The organism is Bacteroides sp. MSSM.1001136sp1_RTP21357st2_D2_RTP21359_211015, from assembly GCF_040913205.1.
GTDB classification, from domain to species: domain Bacteria; phylum Bacteroidota; class Bacteroidia; order Bacteroidales; family Bacteroidaceae; genus Bacteroides; species Bacteroides ovatus.
Genome location: NZ_JBDFVF010000031.1, coordinates 14,358 through 38,010, shown reverse-complemented (window position 1 = coordinate 38,010; position 23,653 = coordinate 14,358). Strand labels below are relative to the sequence as shown.

Below are 23,653 nucleotides of genomic sequence, written 5' to 3'. Positions count from 1 at the left end.
AAAACGGGGGTAATCTAAAATAAAAACACATGGTAAAGATACAAAAAATCTCAGAAATCGAACCTCGTTTAGGTTTTACCGAGTTCGATATGCTAAAAAAATATCGTCAAAGTTTTGCAACGAGTGAATTAGGTCGCCTCCATGCTCTGTTTCCTTTCTCGGAACTGGCCCGACAAATGCATTTGAAGTCCTCTGCTTTGGGTCGTAAAAGTTATTTTTCTCCCGAAGGTAAAATAGCCTTGATGGTCTTGAAGTCCTATACCAACTTTTCCGATGCACAACTGATTGAGCATTTAAACGGTAATATTCATTACCAGTTGTTTTGTGGTGTTCAGATTGATCCGCTTCATCCACTAACCAATCCTAAAATCGTTAGTGCAATTCGTCAGGAACTAGCGCATCGCCTTGACGTTGAGCCCCTCCAGCTCATTCTTGCCGAGCATTGGAAACCTTATCTTGAGAACCTTCATGTCTGTATGACCGATGCCACCTGTTATGAAAGTCATCTGCGTTTTCCTACTGATACCAAACTCTTATGGGAAGGTATTGTATGGCTTCATCGTCATCTGTGCAAACATTGCCAGACCTTGCACATACAACGTCCCCGTAACAAGTATCTTGATGTACGCCGTGCCTATCTTGCTTATAGCAAACTGCGTAAACGCAGGAAATCACAGACTCGTATGATTACACGAAGGTTACTTCAGTTATTGGAAAATTCAATACTGCCAACAGATAATCCAAATGATCGCCTGTCATAATATAACAGGCATTGTTCATTACATAATTGTTGGCATCATATGCAAAAACCATTTGGTTTCCGATTATTTTCCATACAATTTTTGGCTTAGAAAAATCCTCCCAATAACTGATGCTATCTTGTGTTTCAAACCACTCGTTACTAGTTTTCTTTCGGGCTTTTATTTTTTTGCCATTAACAATATGAGTTTCTCCTGTTTGTTCTAAACGCTCTATGCCAATTGACAGAAGATAATTTTTCACCGCAGGATAACTTTCTATATCATAATGCCGCGAAGGAAATGTGGCTATAATCCACAAGTCCGCCCATTCATATTCATATCTCTTGATATCCCTGCCACGAAGAATCGGTCGTATAAGTTCAGCCGTCCGAACACGTTCATCTTCTGTTTGACAATTCGCTAGTATCTCATCACGCTTTTCGGTAGAAATGATAAAAGCATCATTGAAACCAGTTTTTATCCCATAGTTGATTTGGATGTTCCAATCCTTCAAGGGTATTCCCACAGACTCAATCTTCTGCTTGATGCTCTGTTCAATGGGAGACAATATCACCCATGGGATAGAATCTGCAAAGTTACACTTCACGCCTTGTTGCTGCACGAAATCGCTCAAATTATTCAAGCCATTCGAATCTTGTACCAAACAAGCTTGTGTGTTAAAAATATTTGCTGCTTTTTGAGATAAAAGAATATTTGCTTCTACCGTTATTGCATCGAATATTTTTATACCTGCAAAATCTACCAACATAATAGGATTGGTCTTGCTTGCGAAATAACCTCGCAAGGCTTCACCATACCCTGCACGCATCCATTTATTAGACGTGATATAGCAAAGAAAACCATTGGGAGTAAGCAGGTTCATACCCAACTCATAGAAGAGGCAGTAAATATCACCAGTGCGTGCATAAGTTATGTAACCCATGCATTCTAATACATCGGCACTCTTACCCATAGATTGTAACTGAATGTAAGGTGGATTGCCAATGATACAGTCAAATCCCAAGAAGTTGCCTTCGGCATCGAGTACTTCTGGAAACTCTATACGCCATTCGAATGCACCAAGATAAATTTTGTTGGAGCGTATTTCCTCAAATATATTTTCTAAAGTCGCAATTTCTTTCTTTAAATCGGCAATGCGCTTGTCCGACGCTTTCTTTTCCTTTTTTGTCGGTTCAAACAGTTGAGGCGCTTGTAAGTTTGCCAACTCAGAGCGGCGTTTGTTCAATCTAACCAATCGTGCATCCCGGCGGTTGCTCTCTGTTTTCAGTTTCGACTTGATTTCTGTTATAAACGTTTCCAAATCCTGCTTTTCGCTTTTACTTTGGGCATTTTTATATTTAGCTACAGCCTCCTTATATTGGCTGATGCTGATACTAGACTCTCGCAGTACGGTCTGAATACTGTCTGTCAAAGCGAATCGGTGAAGCAAAGAATTTCCACATTTGATGTTAATGTCGATATTTGGTAAGGTTTCTAAATAAGTGTAATTACTTTCAGCCGTATAGTAAGCATTCTTCAACAATTCAATCCACAGTCGTAGGCGGCAAATCTTCACAGAGTTGGGGTTAATATCAACGCCAAATAAACAGTTCTCAATGATTTGACGCTTCTCCTTGAAAAGAGTTTCCTGCATGCGGCGACTTTCCGCATTGAGTGGGTTGTAAGCAAATAAATTACCTTCGGTATCGGTAACAATCAGCTCGTCATTTTCAATGGCAAGTTGATAGTCCGCTTTGCGGATACGCTTACCGGTAGCATCTACCAAAATACCTAATTCGTATTTCAAGAGTATCAGTTCATTGAGAGCAGACACAAGAAAGTGACCCGAACCAACAGCTGGATCACACAGTCGCAAACTGTTAATTAGTTCATTAGCTTCGACTATATTGTCAATATGGTTGTATAGTTCTATACGGGTGGTACAATTCCAGCCATAATAACCATTAAACTTTTGCAACACGGTCTTGGTGATTGCTTCACGGCACATGAACATAGTGATAATAAAGCCTGGAGTGAATACTGAACCATCCTTGTGACCATTTATTTTCTCGAATATAAGCCCTAAAACAGAAGCATTGATGAGTGTTTTAGCCTCTTCTTGCACTTCTTCACTGCCTTCGCTCGCAAAGTTATAAGCGTCGAGAAAAGCAAACAAATATTGCAGGGTGGGTAATGCGTTGACTTGTAGATTGCGTTTTTTATTTCGTAATACGCTACTCGCCAAGACAGGAAGTACCGTACGTTGTGAAAGGCTGTTTATCTTAATTGTTTTACTTTCCAAATCTGTCACCTCGAAAAGAGAACTGTTAAGATAGGGAACGTAAGCAAAATCACGCATAATGGAGTGTGTGCGGCTGCCCATGTCACGTGCAAGCACTTGGAAAAAGAGTGTGTTGAGATCATCATAGTCATGAATCTTAGTTATTGAAAGAAATTTATAGATTGCATCTCCATTGTGGTATTTCAACATCTGAGCCTCCAACAGTTTCAAGAAAAGGATACGATTCATCCAAGTAATACACAATTCCATTGCAACATTGAATAACCGTTCCTCATAATCATTCCCATACAAACGACCATTTATGTGACGCAAACAATCTTCTGCATCCAGTTGGTTAATAGTATTCTCTAGTAATGAAGCCTCGTCACGCCGTTCCACAGCTTTGCGTACAATCACGGTTTTATTATTCTCTTTGCGTTCCTCAATACCAATAATGTGTAGCAGCTCAGTGTAGAATCCACGGTTGAGCGAATTGCTGTCATTTTGGAACGATAGCTTCAAAAGATGTGTATCGCTGAATATCTTATAAAGTTCGATAAGTTTGCGTGAAGCGCTACTGTCTGTTCTATCAAGCAGGTGTTGATAGTCTTGTAAGTTGAAGTAAGTGTATTCAAGGCTATCTTTCACCTCCTCAATATAGGTTGTTGCAATTTCAGTATAGAAGAAATCGGTTTTGTTACTGGTTTTGCGTCCATCCACAAAGTCTTGAAACTCACGACGTAATTGTTTGTTCTGATAGAATTTGCGTTCAAACTCATGGGCATCAAAAATAAAGAATTCATGAATATTAGTAGCGATGAGATATTTAATATCATTGTTCTTCTTATTGACACGTTCTTTAAGATAGTATAGCAATAATTCCTGCAAAGCCTTACGATTAAGATTGTCATTAGAAATCATCTCACCTTTGTTGGTGGTACTCTTTACTTCAATCAATAACCCTATATTGGACTTGATAGTTTTATCCAATCGGATAGCCAAATCAATATCTTCTTCGGGAGCCATGTAGTATGGCTTGTAGAACGTTTCACTCAGAAAATTACGTAAATGTTCTTTTTGCGTGTGTTCTCTTTGCCCATCCACAATATTGTCTCTCAATGTGCGAAGGGCATTTTTGAATAAGTCAAAATCTGTTGTTTCAATCGCAACCTGTCTATATGCTTTGTTCAAAACTTGATTCGGTTTGAGTAGTCCCATAATGTTTGGTAAATGAGTTAATAAAATACAAAGGTAGTCTAAAAACTTGATAATAAAGAATGAACGTATTGGTTTAACGAAAGTTTGTTCTACTGCCAGCCATTATCAACAAACAATAGCAGCAGTAGATTTGACATGATTCTACTTATTATATTGTAATAGCCAGCCAAAGTAATCTTTTCACATCCGGATCTATCACAGGTTGGATAAGTTGTTAACCTGAAGGTAACCGACCTGATGGTATAGGAACAGGAAGAAGTCTGTAATCATGGCATTTACCCGGATAGAGAAGCCACATTTTTTATTGCCGGACTTCCGGCATTGCCTCATCCATGTGTGAAAAGGAGTTTTTTCTTTCACCACAACGTTCCTTTCACATACCCAAAGGGGGTAGTGGATCCAGACCTGCTTCGGCTTTCTTTTTCCTTCCCATATGACAAAAACCGACTATCCATGACTATTCCTGCCAGTGTGCCGGTCGTGCTTGCCTCTCATGGTTTCTTCCCTTATATTCGCACTGATATTTAAACGAGTTGAAAATATGGAAATATGCTACATCGAGGCCGGTGTCCTTGAGAGGATGCTGGCGCGCGCCGAGAACCTGTCCGCACGTGTGGACAGATTGTATGAGAGAAACCGCTGTAAGGAACCCGGAGAGTGACTGGACGGCCAGGATGTCTGCCTGCGCCTTGACATCTCGCCGCGTACCCTGCAGACTCTCCGCGATACCGGACGGCTGGCGTTCACCCGCCTCCAGCGCAAGTTCTATTACAAGCCCGGGGATGTGGAGAAGTTGATGGTCTACGTCGGCATCAGACGCAAGGAGAAGGAGGTGAGAGAAAGAAGGAAGAACGGAAACCTTTAAAGAGCGGAAGAGATGGAAGGCATTATCGACAAGGAGAACGAACGTGTCCGCAGGTTCTTTGCCCTGCTGGACGACATGGAGAAAAAAGTGGAACGTCTTGCCCGTGACAACCGTCCTCCCTTCAACGGGGAACGGTTCCTGACCGACAGGGAGCTTTCCGGGATGTTGAAGATCAGCCGCAGGTGCCTGCAGGATTACAGGGACCAAGGACGGATTCCCTATATCCAGCTTGGCGGGAAGATCCTGTACAGGCAGTCGGACATCGAGAGGCTGCTGGAGGAGAACTATCACCCTGCATTGGTATAATATCGTATTTAAGTTTAAGGATTGTCGCCGGAATTGCATTTACGATTCCGGCGGCAGTTTTTATTTAGCCTGCAGCTTCCTTGCCGGCCGCGGGCTTTCTTCTTTCCATCAGCCGGTTCATGTCCGAGGATATCTTCCGGTCGGTGACCTGGGCGTAGACCTGCGTGCTGTCGATGTTCGTGTGGCCCATCATCCTGGCGATGCTCTCTATCGGAATACCTGCGGTCAGTGTCAGGGTCCCGAACGAATGCCGGGCCATGTGGTAGGACAGGTTCTCTTTCATGCCTAATGCCACGCCCATTCCATGTACCTCATACCAGAGGACGTCGCGGACCGGCAGCGGGAATACCGGCCTGTCGTCATCCGTGGTGTTGTAAAGCTCCAGTATCTGTCCGGCTATGGGATGCAGCGGGATGAACGCCTCCACGTCCGTTTTGGCGCGGCGGATGCGGATATACCTTCTTCCTTCCGAAGTCGTTCCGATGTGACGGGGATGGAGAGCCCTCGTATCCGCGTAGGCCAGACCGGTCAGCGAGGAGAAGATGAACGTCCTGCGTGCCAGCTCCATCATCGGGTCGGGCAGCGGGGTTTCCATCATCCGCTTCAGTTCACTGCGGCTGATATGCCTTAGTTTAGGTGTTTCTTTCCTCTCGTATGCCACGTCCTCTATCGGATTGGCTCTTAGTATTTCCCGGTCCACGGCGATGTAGATGAGCCGGTTGAGCCAGCACAGGCAGTGGTTCACGTGTCCGTTCCTGTGTCCCAGCTCCTTCTTGAGAAAGACCTTGAACGATTCGGCGAACTCCTCGGTGATGTCCGAAAAGGCGATGTCCTTCATCCCGCGGGATTCGATGAACTGCCTGAGGTTGAGCTGGGTGGTCTTCGACTGGCGGTAGGTGGAAGTGGAGTTGATCTCCTTGGAGCGGACCCTGAGCCGTTCGCGTTCCACCTCTCCGGCCTGCAGGAGGTATTCCGGTACGGAATTGGCGCCTGACACGGTGGTCTTGAGCAGTTCGGCCGTGACCACTCCCTGGTTCCTCAGCAGGTTCCCGTACGCCTCTTCCAACCGGCTGCGGAAGGCGGCAAGGCGGTTGTTCTCCCTGGCTGTTTTGATTTCACACTTCTTGCTGTCCCAGTCCCCGGGTTTGCAATAGACGCCTGTCGTGACTGCCGATTTCTTTCCGTCGATGCTGATCCGGCAGAGGACGGCGGTCGTGCCGTCCGATTTCACCTTGTTACGGTTGATGTAGAATAAGAGCTTGAATGTACTGCGCATGATAATGATTGTTTAGGGATTAAAGGATAAGTTTCAAATCGCGGGTTGCCTCGACGAACCTGTCCATGTCCTCGAACAGCTTCTTCGGGGTTACGCGCGCGTATATCTGGGTGGTCTTTATGTTGGAGTGTCCCAGCATTTTGCAGATGGTCTCTATCGGCACTCCCTCCTCGAGCGTGACCAGCGAGGCGAAAGAATGCCGTCCCATGTGGTAGACAAGGTCCTGGCTCAGCCCTGCCATCAGGCGCAGGGATTTCATATTGGCCCTGAGCGTGTGGTAGTCCTGCGGCGGGAAAAGAGTCTCGCGGGTATCGTCCCGGTATTTCTCAATCAACGCGACGGCTTCCGGAAGCAGCTTGACACGTCCGAGGTAGTCGGTTTTCTTTCGCTGGTATTTCAGCCAGAGGCTGCCCTCGTCATCCCGGAAGAGGTTCTTCCGGGTGATGCTTACCGCATCGGCATAGGCGGTGCCGGTGTAACAGGCGAAGAGGAAGAGGTCCCGGGTGATGACATGTGACCTGCGTTTTTCCGGTATCTCCAGATCACGCAGCTTCTCGAAATTCTCACGGCTGAGTGCTTTCGGTGTTGTCTCCTTCTGCTTGGGCAGCTTGAAGTGGCAGAAATGGTATTTCTCCGAGTGGCCCTCCTTGTAGGCGATGCGGCAGATCTTTTTCAAGATGGCCAGGTAGCCGCGAAGCGTGTCCACGGCATATCCCTTTTCCAGAAGGATGAAATCCTGATAGTCGCGGATGAACTGCTCGTTGAGCTGCCCGAAGACAAGGTCCGGAACCTTGAATTTCGCCTTGATGAATTCGGAAAGCGTGCGGTAGGTGAAGAGGTAGGTCGAGAGTGTGGTGGGCGCACGGTCCACACCGACACGGGCCTTCATTTCCCCGTTATGCCGGTCGAGAAGTTTGAGCAGGGTCATCTGCATGCCCGCATTGCCCTGGAACATGTCCCTGACCGCGGCGGCATCGAAATCCCTTTTTCTTTCCATGAGGGAATTGAAGGCCGAGTGTACGGCAAGCAGCAGTCTTTCTATTTTTTCATTGGTCTCCACCGCTTCCCGGCTCTTGCCGTTCAGCCGGCTCTCACGCGCGTTCCACAGCCCGGGGGTGCAGGAGAGCTTGCAGCTGAACTGCGCCATCGTGCGGTTGAGGGTGATCCGTCCCATGATCGGGGCTTTGCCGGTCTTGTCCGGCTCGCTCTTTTTCAGGTAGAGCAGCACCTTGAATTTTTCCACTTTCATAACGCTCTTTTTTAGGTTGTAAAAATACTCCTTTGAAAAGCGTCCTTTGGCATGCAAAACATTGAGAAACAGTGAATACAAATCCGCTTTGTTCTTATCGGTAAAAATTCGGTTACCTGCCGTCGTTTCCGAAACAGGCGGCTAACAGTCTGGTAACTGAAACGTCGCAATATTTTGTTTTCTTTTGCAGGTCTGTCTGTTCTGCAATTCTCGCAAAATGCTTAATTATAAACGTTTTACGTTTAATTATCGTCATTCTGTTTTTTATTGCATTTCTAAATATTACTTACACCGCCCGACACACTTGGGCAACGTTGGCAAGGGAGAGTGGTGCCCCCATATCTATTATTAGTGCTGGATTAGGGCATACTTCAGAAGAGATGACGAGGGTATATCTGAAGGATTTCGATCAGGAGACTCTGGCGAAGGTGAATCGTATTGTTACGAATTTGTTATGATATAGAATGAAAATTTGTTCTTTAAATTTTGCATAGTTCATATTTATAATCTATATTTGTGGACCGTATCTATTTTGTAATAGAGAGTATATCAGTGATTTAATGAGAGTGATACTGCAAAATAAGGCCATTTATCGCAAATAAACACTATCAAAAAGTACGATAATATTCTCTTTTTATACAGTATTGATTTTTCTTCTCATAAATCACATATTTCTGCCTGGTGACGCTTTATTAGTTGTTTTGGAGTACATTGGAACTGCTGTTTGAAGTAGCGATATAGTTGAGCCTCTGATTCGAAATTACATACTTCTATTAGTTGTTTCACGCATATACCCGGTTCTGTGACTTTCCCCAAGATACGCTTATTTAGTTGTTTCATCATCCATTGCTTAGCAGTCATTCCAAACTCTTCTTTGAATTTGATGAAGAATCTGGTTCTTCCTATATTAGATTGTGTAATCAGTTCATCTAAATTGCTTACTTTGGTATAGTTCTGCATGACAAAATCCCTGAATTCTAATTCTTTTCCAACAATAGGGTGGAAAAGAGTACCTATTTCTTCTTTTTTATAGAAACCTTTGAGCAAAAAGAAAAATTCACGTTGTATTACATCGTGCAGATGTTTACAGTTCAATTCATTTTTTAAACAATGAATGACTGTCTCTAAAAAAGGCATTAACGGATAACGAATAGGAATAGGATCAAAATTATACTCCATATCCGCACAGATAGAAGTTAAACCCTGAAACAACAACTTATCGCAGTTACTTTGGGGCATATCAAACGCCATGGCCAACATCTGTGACTTGGCTTTTGCAGAAATCTTTACCATGGATGATTTGGGTAATATCACCATCTCATTGCTATGAAATCTATGATTACAGTATTGATTACAATACACGAAGAAATCACCTTTTAAAAAAAACAAAAGATAATTCTTGTGAGCATACTCTTCTTCTATGCTTGTCCCCTCATCAAATTTAATATATTTGAATCCGGTAGATGTGTCTGTCATGTAATTTTCGCATGACAAATGCTCCCTAAAGTAAAGTAATCCATTGGTTGATTGTTTTGTTTTCATATCCTTCTTTTTTAATAGTACAGAAGCGATCTTAGTTTGATATGCTTCATAATTTGTTCAGTATATTATTATGTAAGATAATTGTTTTCAGAGTATTATGATTTAAATGATTTCATCCTATTGTTTGTTTTTGTAGTATGAAGCATTATATAAAGAACTTATCTTCATATAAATCATTATTAATCAGATAAATACTGCTATTTTATAAATCCTTAATCTCTATTACAAAATAGAGATGAATAGTCTGGGTAAACATGATATGGCTTAATGTGTTGTTTGTTAATAGATTAACTAGATAGCTATAGCCAAAGGTATGTAAGGAAAATGTCTGAATAGACATTTAATATTTAATAAAGGATAGGTATTTGAGGATATTTGTTTGTTGAGAAAAGTAGAGAGAAAAAATGAATTATTTTTTAATAGCGGTACTATTTATTTTTGCAGTTTTTATGGGGTGGATTATCACTCCACAAATTTTATTGATAGCTTTTCGAAAACGTCTGTTTGATTCTGTAGGTAGTCGTAAGGTTCATAATGGTGTTATACCTCGTTTGGGTGGGGTTGTATTTGCTCCGATACAATGCTGTTTATTGGTGGTTTCTATGTTTTTCATATATAAGTTAGGTATAACAGTCTATGCCCAAGATCCATTTACCATACTTTTCCAATTTCTGTTATTGATGACCGGATTGCTGATTCTGTCTATGGTTGGTATTGTGGATGATTTGATTAGGATTGATTATCGCAAGAAATTTATGGCTCAAATCATTAGTGCTTCGTTTTTCCCGCTTTCCGGTCTTTGGATAAATGATTTATACGGTCTGTTGGGGATTACGTTCTTGTCTCCCTGGATTGGTGTTCCATTGACAATATTTGTGACTGTCTTTATAATAAATGCTATTAACCTGATAGATGGTATAGACGGGCTTTGTTCCGGACTGGTAGCGATAGGTGCCCTTATTTTCGGCTTTTTGTTTATTTATGGTGGTGCGTGGTTGCATGCAGCTTTTGCTTTTATCACGGCAGGGGTGTTGTGCCCTTTCTTTTATTATAATGTGTTCGGTAAGTCAAAAGGTAAACAGCGGATTTTTATGGGGGATACGGGTAGTCTGACATTAGGGCTTTCCATGGTTTTTTTAGCAATTAGTTATGCGATGAATAATCCATTGATCAAACCTTTCTCTGAAGGAGCGATCGTATTGTCTTTTGCTACATTGATAGTGCCTCTTTTTGACGTAGTACGTGTCGTCTGGATACGTTATCGTCATCATAAACCTATTTTTATGCCCGACCAGAATCATATACATCACAAGTTTTTAAGACTGGGCGTATCTCATCATATTGCGATGATACTTATTCTGATTCTGGCACTTTTATTCAGCTTCTTCAATATTATTGCGGTGCAGTGCATAAGTAATAATATCGTGATTTTTATAGACATTATAGTATGGATTGCTTTTCATTTGTGGATGGACAGGTTGGAGTTGATTCGTGCAAAACATGGAATAGCAAATAATTAAGATAAGTGATATGAGAATAGCTATTATTGGTGGTTCCGGATTTGTGGGAAGTCGTTTAATAAGTCTGTTGCAGACTATTCCCGATAGTAAGTTGCTGAATATTGACAAGCAACCGAGCAAGCTCTGTCCAGACATAACAGAAATAGCAGATGTACTTGATGTACGGAAGTTGACGGAGTTGCTGGTGGGAATAGAAGTAGTTGTTTTATTGGCTGCCGAACACCGGGATGATGTGACTCCTACATCACTTTATTACAAGGTAAATGTGGAGGGAATGCATAATACACTTCATGCGATGAAAAGTAATGGCATTTCCCGGTTAATATTTACCAGTTCTGTAGCCGTTTATGGTTTGAATAAGAGCAATCCTACAGAATTGCATCCCACTGATCCATTTAATGACTATGGTCATAGTAAATGGCAGGCGGAGTGTGCATTGCAGCGGTGGTATACTACTCATCAGGATTGGAATATTAATATCCTGCGTCCTACGGTCATTTTTGGGGAGGATAATAGAGGGAATGTATATAACCTGCTCCGTCAGATAACTTCAGGACGCTTTCTGATGGTAGGTACTGGTGAAAATCGGAAATCAATGGCATACGTCGGTAATGTCGTTTCTTTTATAACTTTCCTGATTGAGAATAGCAGACAGGGATATAACGTGTTCAACTACATTGACAAACCGGATTTTACAATGAATGATCTGATATATCATGTTGGAAATGCGTTGAACAAGCATATTCCTACTGTGCGTTTTCCTTATTGGCTGGGGGTGTTGGGTGGTTATGGTTTCGATCTGTTTGCTAGGATCACAAGGAAAAAACTATCGGTGAGTTCTGTTCGTGTAAAAAAGTTCTGTGCAGTAACACAATTTGATTCTGTCAGGCTGCAGGAATCTGGCTTCAAACCAACTTTTACATTGGAAGAGGGATTGACCCGTACGTTGCAATATGAATTTGGTTTTGAGGATAAGAAAAGTTATTGATTGACAAATTGGACTTTTCGTCTTGAAAGACAGGCGGAAAGGACTGAATATAAATATATGTTTTTTTGAGGTAGCCATCCATTATGTGACTGGCGGGAGCGGAGCGCGCTTGGAGGTTACCTCTTTTTACAGGTATGAATCGTTGTAATTGAAATAGTTATTATGGGTGAAAAAGTAAGGAACTGGCTAGTGGTATGTGTACAGAGTAACAGGGAGAAGAAGACTTATGAGCGTCTTACGGCACTGGGCTTCGAAGCTTTTCTTCCTTTGCAGGAAGAGATACATCGTTGGAGTGACCGTAGCAAGAAAGTACGGCGGGTAGTTGTTCCTATGGTTGTTTTTGCACGGTTGGCTTCTACCGAATATATCCAGGTTCTGCGGCTTCCTTCTGTGAATCGCTTTATGGTATTGCGTGGAGAGAGTACTCCTGCTTTAATCCCGGATTCTCAAATGGAACGTTTTCGTTTTATGCTCGATTATTCGGAGCAGGCAGTTGAAATGTGTTCCGAACATCTTCAGCCAGGAGAATAGGTGAAAGTTATTAAAGGTCCGCTTACAGGGCTGACCGGAGAATTGATGACGATGGATGGGAAAAGTAAAGTGGCGGTTAGAATCAATATGTTGGGAGCTGCACTGGTAGAAGTGCCGGTCGGCTTTGTAGAAAGGTTATGATGACGCTTGATGCGTAGGTTGCCTGATACATTTTGTACAGTTGAAGGAACAGCTTTTGTTGATGAAGTATATATAATTAGTGCATGAGTTTTATGAATGAGAGTCAAATAACCGTTACGTCACCTTTGATGCCTTCATTGGAGGAATTCAATATCTATCTGCAAGATATATGGCAGCGCAAATGGATAACGAATAACGGTTGTTATCATGATCAGTTGGAGAAAGCATTGGCTGAATATTTAAAAGTCCCGTATATCAGTCTGTTCACAAATGGCACTTTACCTCTAATCACTGCTTTACAGGCGTTACGGATTACCGGTGAAGTGATAACCACTCCATATAGTTTTGTAGCGACTTCCCATTCTTTATGGTGGAATGGTATTCAACCGGTGTTTGTAGATGTTAACCCTGTGACCTGCAATCTGGATCCAGGTAAAATAGAAGCTGCCATTACTCCTAAGACCACTGCTATAATGCCGGTGCATGTATATGGGATGCCTTGCGATTTGGAAGCTATCCAGGCGATTGCCAATAAATATAACTTGAAAGTGATTTATGATGCGGCTCATGCATTTGGGGTGGAAGTGGATAGCAAGTCTGTATTGGAGGCTGGTGATATGAGTATATTAAGCTTTCATGCTACAAAAGTGTATAACACAATTGAGGGGGGAGCTATTGTTGTGAGGGATGAAAAGACCAAGAAACAGATAGATCATCTGAAAAATTTTGGCTTTGCCGGTGAAACCGAGGTCGTTGCTCCGGGGATTAATGGTAAGATGGATGAAATCAGAGCAGCTTATGGACTGTTAAATTTGAAGCAGGTAGATGCTGCTATCTCCAACCGTCGGCATATCGCTGATATGTATCGAAAAGCGTTATGCAAGGTAGAGGGAATTGCCTTTATGAAAGATGTGGAAGGAGTCCGGCATAATTATTCTTATTTTCCCATATTTGTCGATGCAGAGAAATATGGGATGACGCGCGACGAGCTTTACTTCAAAATGAAAAAACATCATATATTGGGACGGCGATACTTTTATCCATTGATTAGTAGTTTTCCCACTTATCGCAGTTTACAATCAGCGCGGAAAGAAAATCTGCTAGTTGCAACAAAACTTGCGGAACAGGTAATCTGTTTGCCCATGTATTCTGGATTGAGTGGGGAGGATATAGAACGGATATTGTGGGTGATTGAGAACAAAGATTAATATGACACTTGGTATAATGCAACCCTATTTTATGCCTTATATAGGCTATTTTCAGTTAATGAAAGCCGTTGATAGGTACGTGGTTTATGATGATGTGAATTATATTAAGCGTGGTTGGGTCAATCGTAACAATATACTGGTGAATGGAGAAAAAAGGATGTTCACGATTACCTTGAAGAAAGCAAGCCAGAATAAGCTGTTTAATGAGATAGTGATAGGTGATGATTTTGAGAAATTGATGAAGATGCTCCGAATGAACTACTCTAAAGCCATTAACTTTGATGAGACTATGACATTGATGGAAAGAATTATATCTTTCCCAGATAAACAACTGGCGGTGTTTGTAGCCAATAGTTTTCAAGAAATATTGAAGTATTTATCCATAGATACAGAATTATTAATGTCCTCAAGTATTATTAAAGACAATTCATTGAGAGGAAAAGATAAAATAATGCATATATGTAAGATACTAGGTACGGACGTTTACTATAACGCTATTGGTGGTCGGAACCTTTATGATAAAGAAGAATTCAAGAAGCAGGGTATTATATTAAATTTTGTGTATCCGGTAGTCCAACCATATCCTCAATTGCATGTGAATGATTTTGTTTCTAATTTATCGATGATAGATATACTGATGAATAATACAAAAGACGATGTGAATAGATTGTTGGATGTTTATCGAGTTGGATCTTGAGAAGAATGAAATCTTTTAATATCGTAGTGTGTGCTTCCGGAGGAGGGGGAAACTTTCGTTCGTTAATAAATCATCAGTCGAGTTATGACTATCATATCTCATTGCTAATTGTAGACAGAGAATGCAAAGCTATCAACGTAGCGAATGAAAATAATATTCCCTGTATTGTTTTGGAGAAGAAATTCCTAGGTGATTCCTTTTTTGAAGAGTTCGCCAAAGCGATTCCTCCAGATACCAATCTGATCGTTCTGGCTGGTTTCTTTCCTATTATTCCTCAATGCATTTGTGATAAATGGGAGCGGAAAATAATCAATACACATCCATCATTGTTGCCCGAATATGGTGGTAAGGGAATGTACGGGGTTAAAGTGCAGGAAGCAGTTTTGAAGAATCGTGAGAAGTACGCCGGATGTACGGTTCATTATGTAAATGCAGGGATAGACACCGGAGAAATCATATTTCAAAAAAGAATATACGTACAAGAAAATGAATCGGCCTGGGAATTGGGAGGGAGAGTTTTCAATGAAGAAATAAAGTTACTTCCGTTAGCTGTAAAAAAGATCCGTGAAGAACAACTTCGGTTTGCGTTAGATGCAGTTTCAGATATGAAACCGAGTCCATTAGTCAGTATTTGTTGCCTGACTTATAACCACGCTCCTTATCTCCGTCAATGCCTGGATGGATTTATGATGCAGGAAAGAACTTTTCCGATAGAGATATTGATTCATGATGACGCCTCTACGGATGGAACACAGGATATCATTCGGGAGTATGAGGAAAAGTTTCCGGATATTATAAAACCCCAATATCAGGCAGAGAATCAGTATTCGAAAGGAAAAATGGTAGAAGCCTATAATTATTTTCGTGCCGAGGGCAGATATATAGCACTTTGTGAAGGAGATGATTACTGGACAGACCCGCAGAAACTACAAAAGCAGGTGGATTTTCTGGAGAGCTATCCTGATTATGTGATGTGTTCACATCGATACAGAATCTATTTTCAGCAAGAACAGAGGATGAATGATGAAATTACTCCTATCGCTCATTTGTCAGATGGAATCTCTTTTGATTTATCTTTTCTGGTGCGCGGAGGATGGGTAGCCCATCCATTGAGCGTTGTTTTCCGGAAATCGGTGCTGGATTTGGATGCATATTCAAAATATGCAATGAGCATCGATGCTATTTTATTCTATACCCTCCTGAAAAAAGGGAAAGGATATTGTATGCCTGATGTAATGGCTGTATACAGGGTACATGATACTGGGGTATGGTCTGGTCTTGATATGAATAATCAGCGATTATTCTCTATAAAAGCGAGGAGAATAATTTATGATATTGAACGGACAGATGAAGCGGCATTATTCGTTTTATCACAGTTCTCCCGTCCGATGGGGCGAACTTTGATTCTAAAAAGATGCGGTCTGTTTGTAAAACTCACAAAGATACTCATCAGTCATTTTGGAGTATGCTGTATATCGAGAATGTGGTTTAACAGATTATTCCTGAATAAAAGATTATGTGTGAATGAGTTGAATCAGATAGAAGATTTCAGTAAAAGCAAAAAAAGAAGAAGGTAGTATGTGTCTAATAAAACAAATTTCTGGAAGATGAATATAGCATTGATTATAGCAGGAGGTTCCGGTAACAGGATGGGACAGGATATTCCTAAACAATTTATACATGTGAATAATTGTCCTGTCATTGTACATACCATGCTGGCCTTTCAAAAACATCCGGATATAACTTCTATTGCAGTTGTCTGTTTGTGTGGATGGGAAACTGTTTTGCATTCGTATGCCCATCAGTATAATGTGACAAAATTGCACTGGATATTTCCCGGTGGTGGTAATGGGCAGGAATCAATAGCCAATGGTATATATGGATTAAAGGAGAATGGTGTGAAAGAAGATGATCTGGTTCTGATTCACGATGCTGTCCGTCCTTTGGTGTCACAAGGTATCATATCCTCTAATATTGCTATTTGCAAACAGTATGGATATGCCATTACCGGAATCCAATGTCGGGAGGCTATTTTGGAGAGTGATGATGGCTTTTATTCAACAACGAGTATTCCTCGTGACAAGTTAATTAGGACACAGCCCCCCCAGACATTCCGATTAACGAACATCATAAAATCCCATGAGGAAGCACGACAAAAAGGAATACGGAACTCTGTATCTTCGTGTACTCTTCTGGCAGAATTGGGAGGATATGAAATGCACATCGTTCCGGGAGAAGAGCGAAATATCAAGATTACCACTACGGAAGACCTCGAGATATTTAAGGTTCTGATGCAGACATCAAAAGAGGATTGGCTGAAATGAGTACTTATTATGAAGATATCAGAGGAGTGAAAGACCTCGATTTACCGTGGAAAACTCTGGCTGAGACGAATATTTTGATTGTCGGCGCTACGGGATTAATAGGGAGAGCATTGGTGGATGTACTGATGTAGTTGCCGCACAGAAACTTTCATCTTTATGCAGGAGCACGTGATTTAGTTTATGCGCAGAATTGCTTTGCAGAGTATAAGGATGAGGCTGCTTTTACTATTCTTTCCTATGATGTAGTAATGCCGATGCCATTTGATATGGATTTTCATTATATCATCCATGCGGCGAGTTATGCTGCTCCTAGCGCATTTAAGAATGATCCGGTGGGGGTTATCACGGCGAATATTGGGGGAGTCGATCATTTGTTTTCTTATGGAATACAACATCATTTGCGGAAGCTTTTGTATGTCTCTTCCGGTGAAGTTTACGGAGAAGGGAATGGTACTCCTTTCCGTGAAGAGGATAGTGGTGCTTTTGACTGGTTTTCTTTAAGAGCATGCTATCCGTCGGCAAAACGGACTGCTGAAACGTTATGTGTATCTTATGCCTCCCAATATCAGATAGAAACTTCTATCGTGCGTCCTTGTCATATTTATGGTCCTTTTTTTACCCCTAAGGATGATCGTGCTTATGCACAATTTATACGGAATGTAGTAGCCGGAGAAAATATCGTATTGAAAAGTCCCGGATTGCAACAACGTTCCTGGTGTTATGTTGTGGATTGTGCTTTTGCTATTCTCCATGTCTTGTTGAAAGGAGAAAATGGGAATGCCTATAATATTGCTGATAGCCAAGCGAATGTCAGCATCCGCGAGTTTGCAGGAATGATCGCATCGAAAGGTGGATTGGAGGTTGTATTTGAATTACCTGGCCAAACGAGGGAGAATCCCATCATATCACAGGCTTTTTTTGCTACTGAAAAGATAAACGACTTGGGATGGCATCCTCAATGGAGCTTGGAAGAGGGAATTTCGCATACACTTAACACTTTGGTTGAGACCTAAAAAACTGTTTGATGAGAAAAATTCATCGATTACTGTCTTCATGCAGGCGAGGGTACTTCAAATACCTCTATCTGTGTACTCTGAACCACAAGATCCGTAAAATCAGACGAAAAGAAACGATAAGAGTATTATTTGCTGTAGCAGAGAGTGCGACTTGGAAAAATGATAGCCTTTATAGGGCGATGCTGATGCATCCCGGATTCACACCGTTAATCCTGGTCCTGCCGGATGAGCAAAAGGAAGAGAGTTTAAAACGGGAGGGAGTGGATACTTGTTTTGATTTTTTTCATAACAAAGGATATACTTGTAGCTATCCTTATGAAAATGGCAAACTGATTAACATTCGGAAAGCACTGAATCCGGATATCATTTTCTATCAGAAGCCTTATACCTATTATCCTGAAAGTTTTCTATATCGTAGAAATCTGAATGCCTTGTTTTGCTATACAAATTATGCTTTTCACAGTCTTCTGGCAGACTGGGCTAATAAGAATGATTTCTTTCAACTGGTGTGGCAGAACTATTATGAGAATGAATCAGCCTTTACTGATTTGAAAAGGAAATATCCGGAAGCGGCTTCCAATATAGTAGTGACCGGGTTACCTATTACGGATTTGTTTCTGAATGAAAATCACGAAGACAGATGGAAAAAAACAGATGAAAAGTACAAGCGGATTATTTGGGCGCCTCATTTTTCCATATCTGATGGCGGATGTTTGAATTATTCCACTTTCTTATCCATAGCAGAAGAAATTCTGGACTTTGTGAAAACGACCTCTTTACCAGTTCAAATGGCTTTTAAACCACATCCGCTTTTGAAAAGCCAACTGTATGATTATTCCTCCTGGGGAAAAGAAAAGACTGACTGGTATTACTCGGAATGGGAAAAACAGCCGAACACCCAATTGGAGATTGGTGAGTATGTTGACTTATTCATGACTTCGGACGCAATGATTCATGATTGTGGCTCTTTTACGATAGAATATCATCATACTTTGAAACCGGTGATGTATCTCATCAATGGAAAAGAGCATACTGGAATGATGAACTCCTTTGCAAAGGAGGCTTATGCGCTGCATTATAAAGGGGCGGATATTCAGGATATCCGGCACTTTATTGAGAATATTGTTTTGGGAGGCTCTGATTATCTATTGGAAAAAAGAAAGGCTTTCTTTGAATCCTATCTGGTACCTCCGCATCAGCAATCAGCAGCGGAAAATATGATTCAATCCATTCTGGGGACAGGACATTATGCAGAATAAGACAGAAACAAATAGCGAAATCCGTTCTTTGGGATTTTCTGGTGTCAAATGGGCCTCGATCGGACGCTTCTCTTCACAAGGGATTAGTTTTGTTTTAGGACTCATTCTGGCCCGGCTGCTCTTACCGTCGGATTACGGTATGCTAGGGATGCTTGGGGTATTTACTGCGTTTACAGGGTCCTTTATCGATTGTGGTTTCGGTTCAGCTCTGATACGTAAGTTGAATCGCACGGAAATTGATTGTTCTACCGTATTCTATTATAATCTGGTGACGAGTCTACTGGTATATGGCATTCTGTTTTGTTGTGCACCTTTTATTGCTGGTTTTTATAAACAGTCTTTATTGACAGATGTAACTCGAATTGCCTGCCTGACGATACCGATAGGAGCTTTATGTTCAGTGCATAGTAATATTCTATACTTTCAGTTAAGATTTAAGGACATCGCTATAGGTAACATATTGGCTACTATTCTTTCAGGCAGTATAGGACTACTCTTGGCTTATAATGATTATGGAGTCTGGTCGCTGGTATGTCAGGGGATTGTAGCTTCTTTGGTGAATTGCGGTTATCTTTGGCGGATTTCCTCCTGGAAGCCATTATGGGTATTTTCCATGAACTCTTTTAAGGAGTTGTTTGGTTATGGGAGTAAATTGATGTTGTCCGGTTGGTTGAATACTATGTATGCCCAGTTATCCCCGTTAATAATCGGGAAGTTTCATTCTTCTGCCTCTCTGGGGTACTACACCAGAGCTCAAAGCTATGTAAATTTTCCAAGTGATAATATAATGGGAGTATTACAGCAGGTCGTTTTTCCTATTCTATCAAGATTGCAGAATGAAGATGAGCGATTGATTGAAATTTACCGGAAATACATCAGGATTTGTGCGGCTTTTATATTCGGTGGAATGGCCATTCTGGCTGCGTTGGCCAAACCTATGGTTGTTTTCTTGCTTACAGATAAATGGCTGCCATGTGTCCCGATTATGATGGTTTTATGTTTTTCCTCCATGTTTTCCTTTGTGAATACAATCAATTTATCCCTTTTACAAGTTAAGGGGCGATCAGATTTATTCTTAAAACTAGAGGTCGTGAAAAAGATCATCTCCATTACTATGATTTTGTTCAGTGCTTCGTGGGGAATCATGGCAATGTGCTGGGCAATGGTGATATATACTCAGATTGCTATTTTTATCAATACCTATTATACCGGAAAGCTGTTTCATGTCGGATATTGGGAACAGTTGACAGATTTTCTTCCTTACCTGTTTCTAGCTCTTCTGGCTAATATACCTGCTTATCTGCTGACATATAGTTCTTTATCTGCCGGTCTGCAGATGATATTGGGAGGCTCGATGAGTTTGTTTATCTATCTGTTATTATTAAAAATAAAGCGGGATGAGATGTATCTGCTGATAAAGCACATGTTAGGGAATTTTTATAAAAACAGAATAAGGAACAATCAGGAAAGGATGGAAAATGATGCTTAGTTTCATTGTTGGAATATACAGGAAATACCAGGAATACGTCCACCCTGGTATTTATGTCACCAGGCACGGAATTCTGTATCGTGAAAAAGGATGTAAGTATCAGGTGTCTCCTCTTCATAAATTGATGGTCGGCAAAGTATGGACAGGAAAGATTCCTTCGCAGGAGAAAGGACGGCTTATACTTCACACCGGTTCGGAGTTAATAGTGAAAGGAAATTTTGATGTAGTTGGCTCAACTGTGGAAGTATTGCCGGGAGGCAGATTGATCCTAGGTTCCGGATATATCAATTTTCACTCCAAACTACATTGTTTTCATCACATTGAGGTAGGGAATCAGGTCCTAATTTCCGAGAATGTAATCATCAGAGATTCGGATAATCATCAGAGATTCGGATAATCATCAGATAATCGGAGGAAATAAGATGTCCGCCCCGATCATTATAAAAGATAATGTTTGGATTGGTATGTCTGCTATCATATTGAAAGGAGTGACCATCGGAGAAGGAGCTATTGTTGCAGCGGGTGCTGTTGTTACTAGAGATGTTCCGGCGCATGCGATTGTAGCAGGAGTTCCGGCAAAAGTGATTAAAGAAAATGCTTTTTATACTGTATAAACTTGAATAGCATGGAAAATAAGGCGTTCGTATCTGTCATTGTACCCATATACAACTCGGCACAATATCTAAGGAAATGCATTGATAGTATTCTGGTTCAATCGTATAGAGATTTAGAACTTCTCCTTATAAATGATGGAAGTGAGGATGCTTCAGGAGCGATCTGTGATGATTATGCTCAGATAGACCACCGGGTGAGAGTCTTTCATCAGGAGAACTCGGGTGTCAGTGCTGCCAGAAATCTGGGACTTGAGAAACATAATGGAACTCATTTTCTTTTTATTGATTCGGATGATTATGTGCAAAGCGAGTATTTGGAAGAATTAATGAAGTACAGAGACTGCGATTTGGTTCAATGTTCTACTCTTGCCGAACCGACAGGTAGTAGTTATCTATTTGATGATAGTTATTTTGTGGGGAAGCATGGAATAAGGCAATGTTTGTCAAAATACATCTATCCGGAGCTTACAGTGCCTTTTGGTCGATTGTATCGGTCAGCTATTCAAAGAGAGAACCGTTTGTTTTTCGATACCTGCTTGTACTCGGGAGAAGACACCTTGTGGGTAAGCCAGTATCTATTGTATGTTCGCTCAGTGAGGACTTCCTCTTATGCCGGATACGTTTATGTACATCACATGGGCGAACACTTGTCTCAAAAGGCAATTTCTTATGAACATTTAGAACGCACACTGAAATGTCTGGTAAGTACCTATTCCAGTCTTGAAACAAGATATTCCTTAGATCTGACTCGTACGCGTCTTAGTGCTATTGCTTATTTCTATCACAGGTATATCATGCATTTGGCAAAAGATAATTTCTCTGGTATAAAAAAGGCACTAAGAAAATCATGTACCAGTCCTTTAATTGAAGATCTTTTTTATGATGAGAAATACCTTTTGAAAGGAAAGAAGATGAGGCTGTTCAATGGAATGGTATCACATGACATGTATAATATGTTGGCTCTTTATGTCAAACTGTGGAAACGCTATCTATAATGATGACTTTAAAAGAATATCTTGCTTCGGACCGAATGGATTATTTTTCCCCTTTTTCAAAAGGATATCTGTTGGATTACCTTTTGCGAACGGAACAATATTGGATTCGGAAATATGTACGCATGCTTCGGAAAGAGGAATACTATACGAATTATAAAAAAAATAAGCTATTGAGATACTATTTCTTCCGGAAAAAAAACATTCTGGGTGTCCGTCTCGGTTTTTTCATTGATGCGGGTTGCTTTGGTGTGGGATTGAAGATTTATCATTATGGTTCTATTATTGTCAATCCAAAGTCTCGTATCGGCAGGAATTGTACCATACATGGTAACTGCTGCATTGGAAGTAAAGGTGTCCTACCCGATGACTCTCCTGTTATTGGAGATAATGTGGATATTGGTCAGAACGCACAAATTCTGGGCGGGATAACCATTGCAGATGGAGTGAGAATTGGTGCCGGGGCCGTTGTCACAAAGTCGGTATTAATTCCCGGAGTGGTGGTTGCCGGAGTTCCGGCTAGTATCATAAAAAAGAGTGATGAAAGTTTCTGTCATAACGATTAACTATAATCATAGCAAGCAACTCGAAGCGACGATTCGGTCGGTTGTGGGTAATGCAAAGATGCTGGGGAATGCCTTTGAGGAAGAAGTGGAATATATTGTGATAGATGGTGGAAGCACTGATAGTAGTGCCTGCGTGATCCGGAGATATTCGGAATATATTTCTTATTGGGTTAGTGAAGCAGACAATGGCATATATAATGCTATGAATAAAGGAATTTCCGTGGCTCGGGGGGAGTATTGTCTTTTTCTTAACTCGGGAGATACCTTTTATGAAAAGGATACATTGAAGAAAGTTCTTCCTTGCTTGGATACGGATTTTGTTTGTGGCAATGCAGTGTTGAAGTATGCGGGTGGAATGGCGGAATGGGATGCACCGCAAACGGTAGATGTCTTGTTCTTCATGCAACGTTTCTCTGTATGCCATCAATCCTTGTTTATTCGTACGAGCATGCTTCAATTACGTCCATATAATGAATCTTTTCAGATAGTCGCCGATTATGAACAGATATTCTATGAGATCGTGGTTAATCATCGGACTTACAAAAAGGTCGATTTGCCTGTCTGCTACTATGGATGCGATGGAATTTCATCCAATCATGAGAACGCGGATAGCGAAAAGAGAGAAGTGCTGAATGAGTTCCGTTATTTAGGATATATAGAGGCAGATGAACTTCTGGACTTGGTGAACAGGTTAAAAGTAGGTAGCAGGAAATACCGCTTACTCCTATTTCTGACTAAACGCTTGGTAAGTACTCATTGAAGACAACCGAGATAAACAGAGCATAAGAAACTGATTAAGTTGAATAGACTAAACTAAATAAAGTAAGATAA

At 41.1% G+C, this 23,653-nt stretch carries 21 protein-coding genes and 3 pseudogenes; 19 read left to right on the top strand and 5 right to left on the bottom strand.

All coding sequences use genetic code 11. The features are described from left to right. Positions 1-29: 29 nt before the first annotated feature. Positions 30-716 (top strand): annotated as a pseudogene (locus AB5217_RS18565) (transposase); the annotation flags it as partial. On the opposite strand, the gene AB5217_RS18560 reads toward AB5217_RS18565, so the two are convergent. Both AB5217_RS18560 and AB5217_RS18555 read right to left on the bottom strand, forming a co-directional pair. After that, on the bottom strand, positions 688-4,239 hold the full coding sequence (locus tag AB5217_RS18560) for an Eco57I restriction-modification methylase domain-containing protein (protein WP_032845370.1): 3,552 nt from the start codon (positions 4,237-4,239) through the stop codon (positions 688-690). The pseudogene AB5217_RS18565 and the gene AB5217_RS18560 overlap by 29 nt on opposite strands. 195 nt (positions 4,240-4,434) lie before the next feature. Next, positions 4,435-4,599 (bottom strand): hypothetical protein, encoded by a 165-nt coding sequence (locus tag AB5217_RS18555; RefSeq protein ID WP_005651720.1) that lies wholly within the window; start codon positions 4,597-4,599, stop codon positions 4,435-4,437. Between the two features lie 301 nt (positions 4,600-4,900). Here AB5217_RS18555 and AB5217_RS18550 point away from each other — a divergent pair, with 301 nt between their 5' ends. Then, complete coding sequence (locus tag AB5217_RS18550) at positions 4,901-5,104, top strand: helix-turn-helix domain-containing protein (RefSeq protein WP_032849094.1); 204 nt, start codon at positions 4,901-4,903, stop codon at positions 5,102-5,104. 12 nt (positions 5,105-5,116) lie between these two features. Beyond that, the gene (locus tag AB5217_RS18545; protein ID WP_004311261.1) at positions 5,117-5,410 is read left to right on the top strand and encodes a helix-turn-helix domain-containing protein; all 294 of its coding nucleotides are present in this window, start codon (positions 5,117-5,119) and stop codon (positions 5,408-5,410) included. Between the two features lie 64 nt (positions 5,411-5,474). Here AB5217_RS18545 and AB5217_RS18540 read toward each other — a convergent pair whose 3' ends face one another. The 3 genes from AB5217_RS18540 to AB5217_RS18525 all read right to left on the bottom strand — a co-directional run bounded on the left by AB5217_RS18540 (position 5,475) and on the right by AB5217_RS18525 (position 9,477). Further along, entirely contained in the window at positions 5,475-6,686 is a 1,212-nt protein-coding gene (locus AB5217_RS18540; RefSeq protein ID WP_004311260.1) for a site-specific integrase, read from the bottom strand. A 19-nt stretch (positions 6,687-6,705) separates the two neighbouring features. Next, complete coding sequence (locus tag AB5217_RS18535) at positions 6,706-7,935, bottom strand: site-specific integrase (protein ID WP_004311259.1); 1,230 nt, start codon at positions 7,933-7,935, stop codon at positions 6,706-6,708. Positions 7,936-8,592: 657 nt separating this feature from the next. Further along, positions 8,593-9,477 (bottom strand): helix-turn-helix domain-containing protein, encoded by an 885-nt coding sequence (locus tag AB5217_RS18525; RefSeq protein WP_032845373.1) that lies wholly within the window; start codon positions 9,475-9,477, stop codon positions 8,593-8,595. Positions 9,478-9,881: 404 nt separating this feature from the next. Here AB5217_RS18525 and AB5217_RS18520 point away from each other — a divergent pair, with 404 nt between their 5' ends. From AB5217_RS18520 to AB5217_RS18445, 16 genes and pseudogenes are all read left to right on the top strand, one after another. Further along, positions 9,882-10,997: an MraY family glycosyltransferase gene (locus AB5217_RS18520; RefSeq protein WP_070782940.1), complete on the top strand. Its 1,116-nt coding sequence runs from the start codon at positions 9,882-9,884 to the stop codon at positions 10,995-10,997. A gap of 10 nt (positions 10,998-11,007) precedes the next feature. Further along, positions 11,008-11,985: an NAD-dependent epimerase/dehydratase family protein gene (locus AB5217_RS18515; RefSeq protein WP_032844293.1), complete on the top strand. Its 978-nt coding sequence runs from the start codon at positions 11,008-11,010 to the stop codon at positions 11,983-11,985. Between the two features lie 162 nt (positions 11,986-12,147). Next, a pseudogene (locus tag AB5217_RS18510) lies at positions 12,148-12,657 on the top strand (UpxY family transcription antiterminator). Between the two features lie 92 nt (positions 12,658-12,749). Next, positions 12,750-13,865, top strand: a complete 1,116-nt coding sequence (locus AB5217_RS18505; RefSeq protein WP_032844302.1) for a DegT/DnrJ/EryC1/StrS family aminotransferase — start codon at positions 12,750-12,752, stop codon at positions 13,863-13,865. 1 nt (position 13,866) lies between these two features. Beyond that, the gene (locus AB5217_RS18500) at positions 13,867-14,562 is read left to right on the top strand and encodes a WbqC family protein (RefSeq protein WP_032844291.1); all 696 of its coding nucleotides are present in this window, start codon (positions 13,867-13,869) and stop codon (positions 14,560-14,562) included. 5 nt (positions 14,563-14,567) lie between these two features. After that, a complete protein-coding gene (locus tag AB5217_RS18495) occupies positions 14,568-16,139 on the top strand; it encodes a formyltransferase family protein (protein ID WP_080706891.1) in 1,572 nt (523 codons plus the stop codon). Between the two features lie 30 nt (positions 16,140-16,169). After that, a complete protein-coding gene (locus AB5217_RS18490) occupies positions 16,170-16,886 on the top strand; it encodes an IspD/TarI family cytidylyltransferase (RefSeq protein ID WP_032844299.1) in 717 nt (238 codons plus the stop codon). Further along, positions 16,883-17,017, top strand: a complete 135-nt coding sequence (locus AB5217_RS18485; RefSeq protein WP_309559738.1) for a hypothetical protein — start codon at positions 16,883-16,885, stop codon at positions 17,015-17,017. The genes AB5217_RS18490 and AB5217_RS18485 overlap by 4 nt, the downstream gene beginning before the upstream one ends. Beyond that, positions 17,018-17,899 carry an NAD-dependent epimerase/dehydratase family protein gene (locus AB5217_RS18480; RefSeq protein ID WP_309559737.1) on the top strand — a complete coding sequence of 294 codons (882 nt, stop codon included), beginning with the start codon at positions 17,018-17,020 and terminating at the stop codon, positions 17,897-17,899. It begins immediately after the preceding gene. An 11-nt stretch (positions 17,900-17,910) separates the two neighbouring features. Then, positions 17,911-19,161, top strand: a complete 1,251-nt coding sequence (locus AB5217_RS18475) for a CDP-glycerol glycerophosphotransferase family protein (RefSeq protein WP_032844290.1) — start codon at positions 17,911-17,913, stop codon at positions 19,159-19,161. Beyond that, positions 19,151-20,650, top strand: a complete 1,500-nt coding sequence (locus AB5217_RS18470; protein WP_050486391.1) for a lipopolysaccharide biosynthesis protein — start codon at positions 19,151-19,153, stop codon at positions 20,648-20,650. Before AB5217_RS18475 ends, AB5217_RS18470 begins: the two co-directional genes overlap by 11 nt. After that, entirely contained in the window at positions 20,640-21,047 is a 408-nt protein-coding gene (locus AB5217_RS18465) for a hypothetical protein (RefSeq protein ID WP_210404099.1), read from the top strand. The genes AB5217_RS18470 and AB5217_RS18465 overlap by 11 nt, the downstream gene beginning before the upstream one ends. A gap of 31 nt (positions 21,048-21,078) precedes the next feature. Beyond that, positions 21,079-21,264: pseudogene (locus tag AB5217_RS18460) on the top strand (DapH/DapD/GlmU-related protein); the annotation flags it as partial. A gap of 11 nt (positions 21,265-21,275) precedes the next feature. Continuing rightward, positions 21,276-22,259, top strand: coding sequence for a glycosyltransferase family 2 protein (locus AB5217_RS18455; protein ID WP_032844289.1), 984 nt, complete (start codon positions 21,276-21,278; stop codon positions 22,257-22,259). Further along, on the top strand, positions 22,259-22,822 hold the full coding sequence (locus tag AB5217_RS18450) for a serine O-acetyltransferase (protein ID WP_032844287.1): 564 nt from the start codon (positions 22,259-22,261) through the stop codon (positions 22,820-22,822). The genes AB5217_RS18455 and AB5217_RS18450 overlap by 1 nt, the downstream gene beginning before the upstream one ends. After that, on the top strand, positions 22,797-23,582 hold the full coding sequence (locus AB5217_RS18445; RefSeq protein ID WP_032844284.1) for a glycosyltransferase family 2 protein: 786 nt from the start codon (positions 22,797-22,799) through the stop codon (positions 23,580-23,582). The genes AB5217_RS18450 and AB5217_RS18445 overlap by 26 nt, the downstream gene beginning before the upstream one ends. The last annotated feature ends 71 nt before the right edge of the window (positions 23,583-23,653 follow it).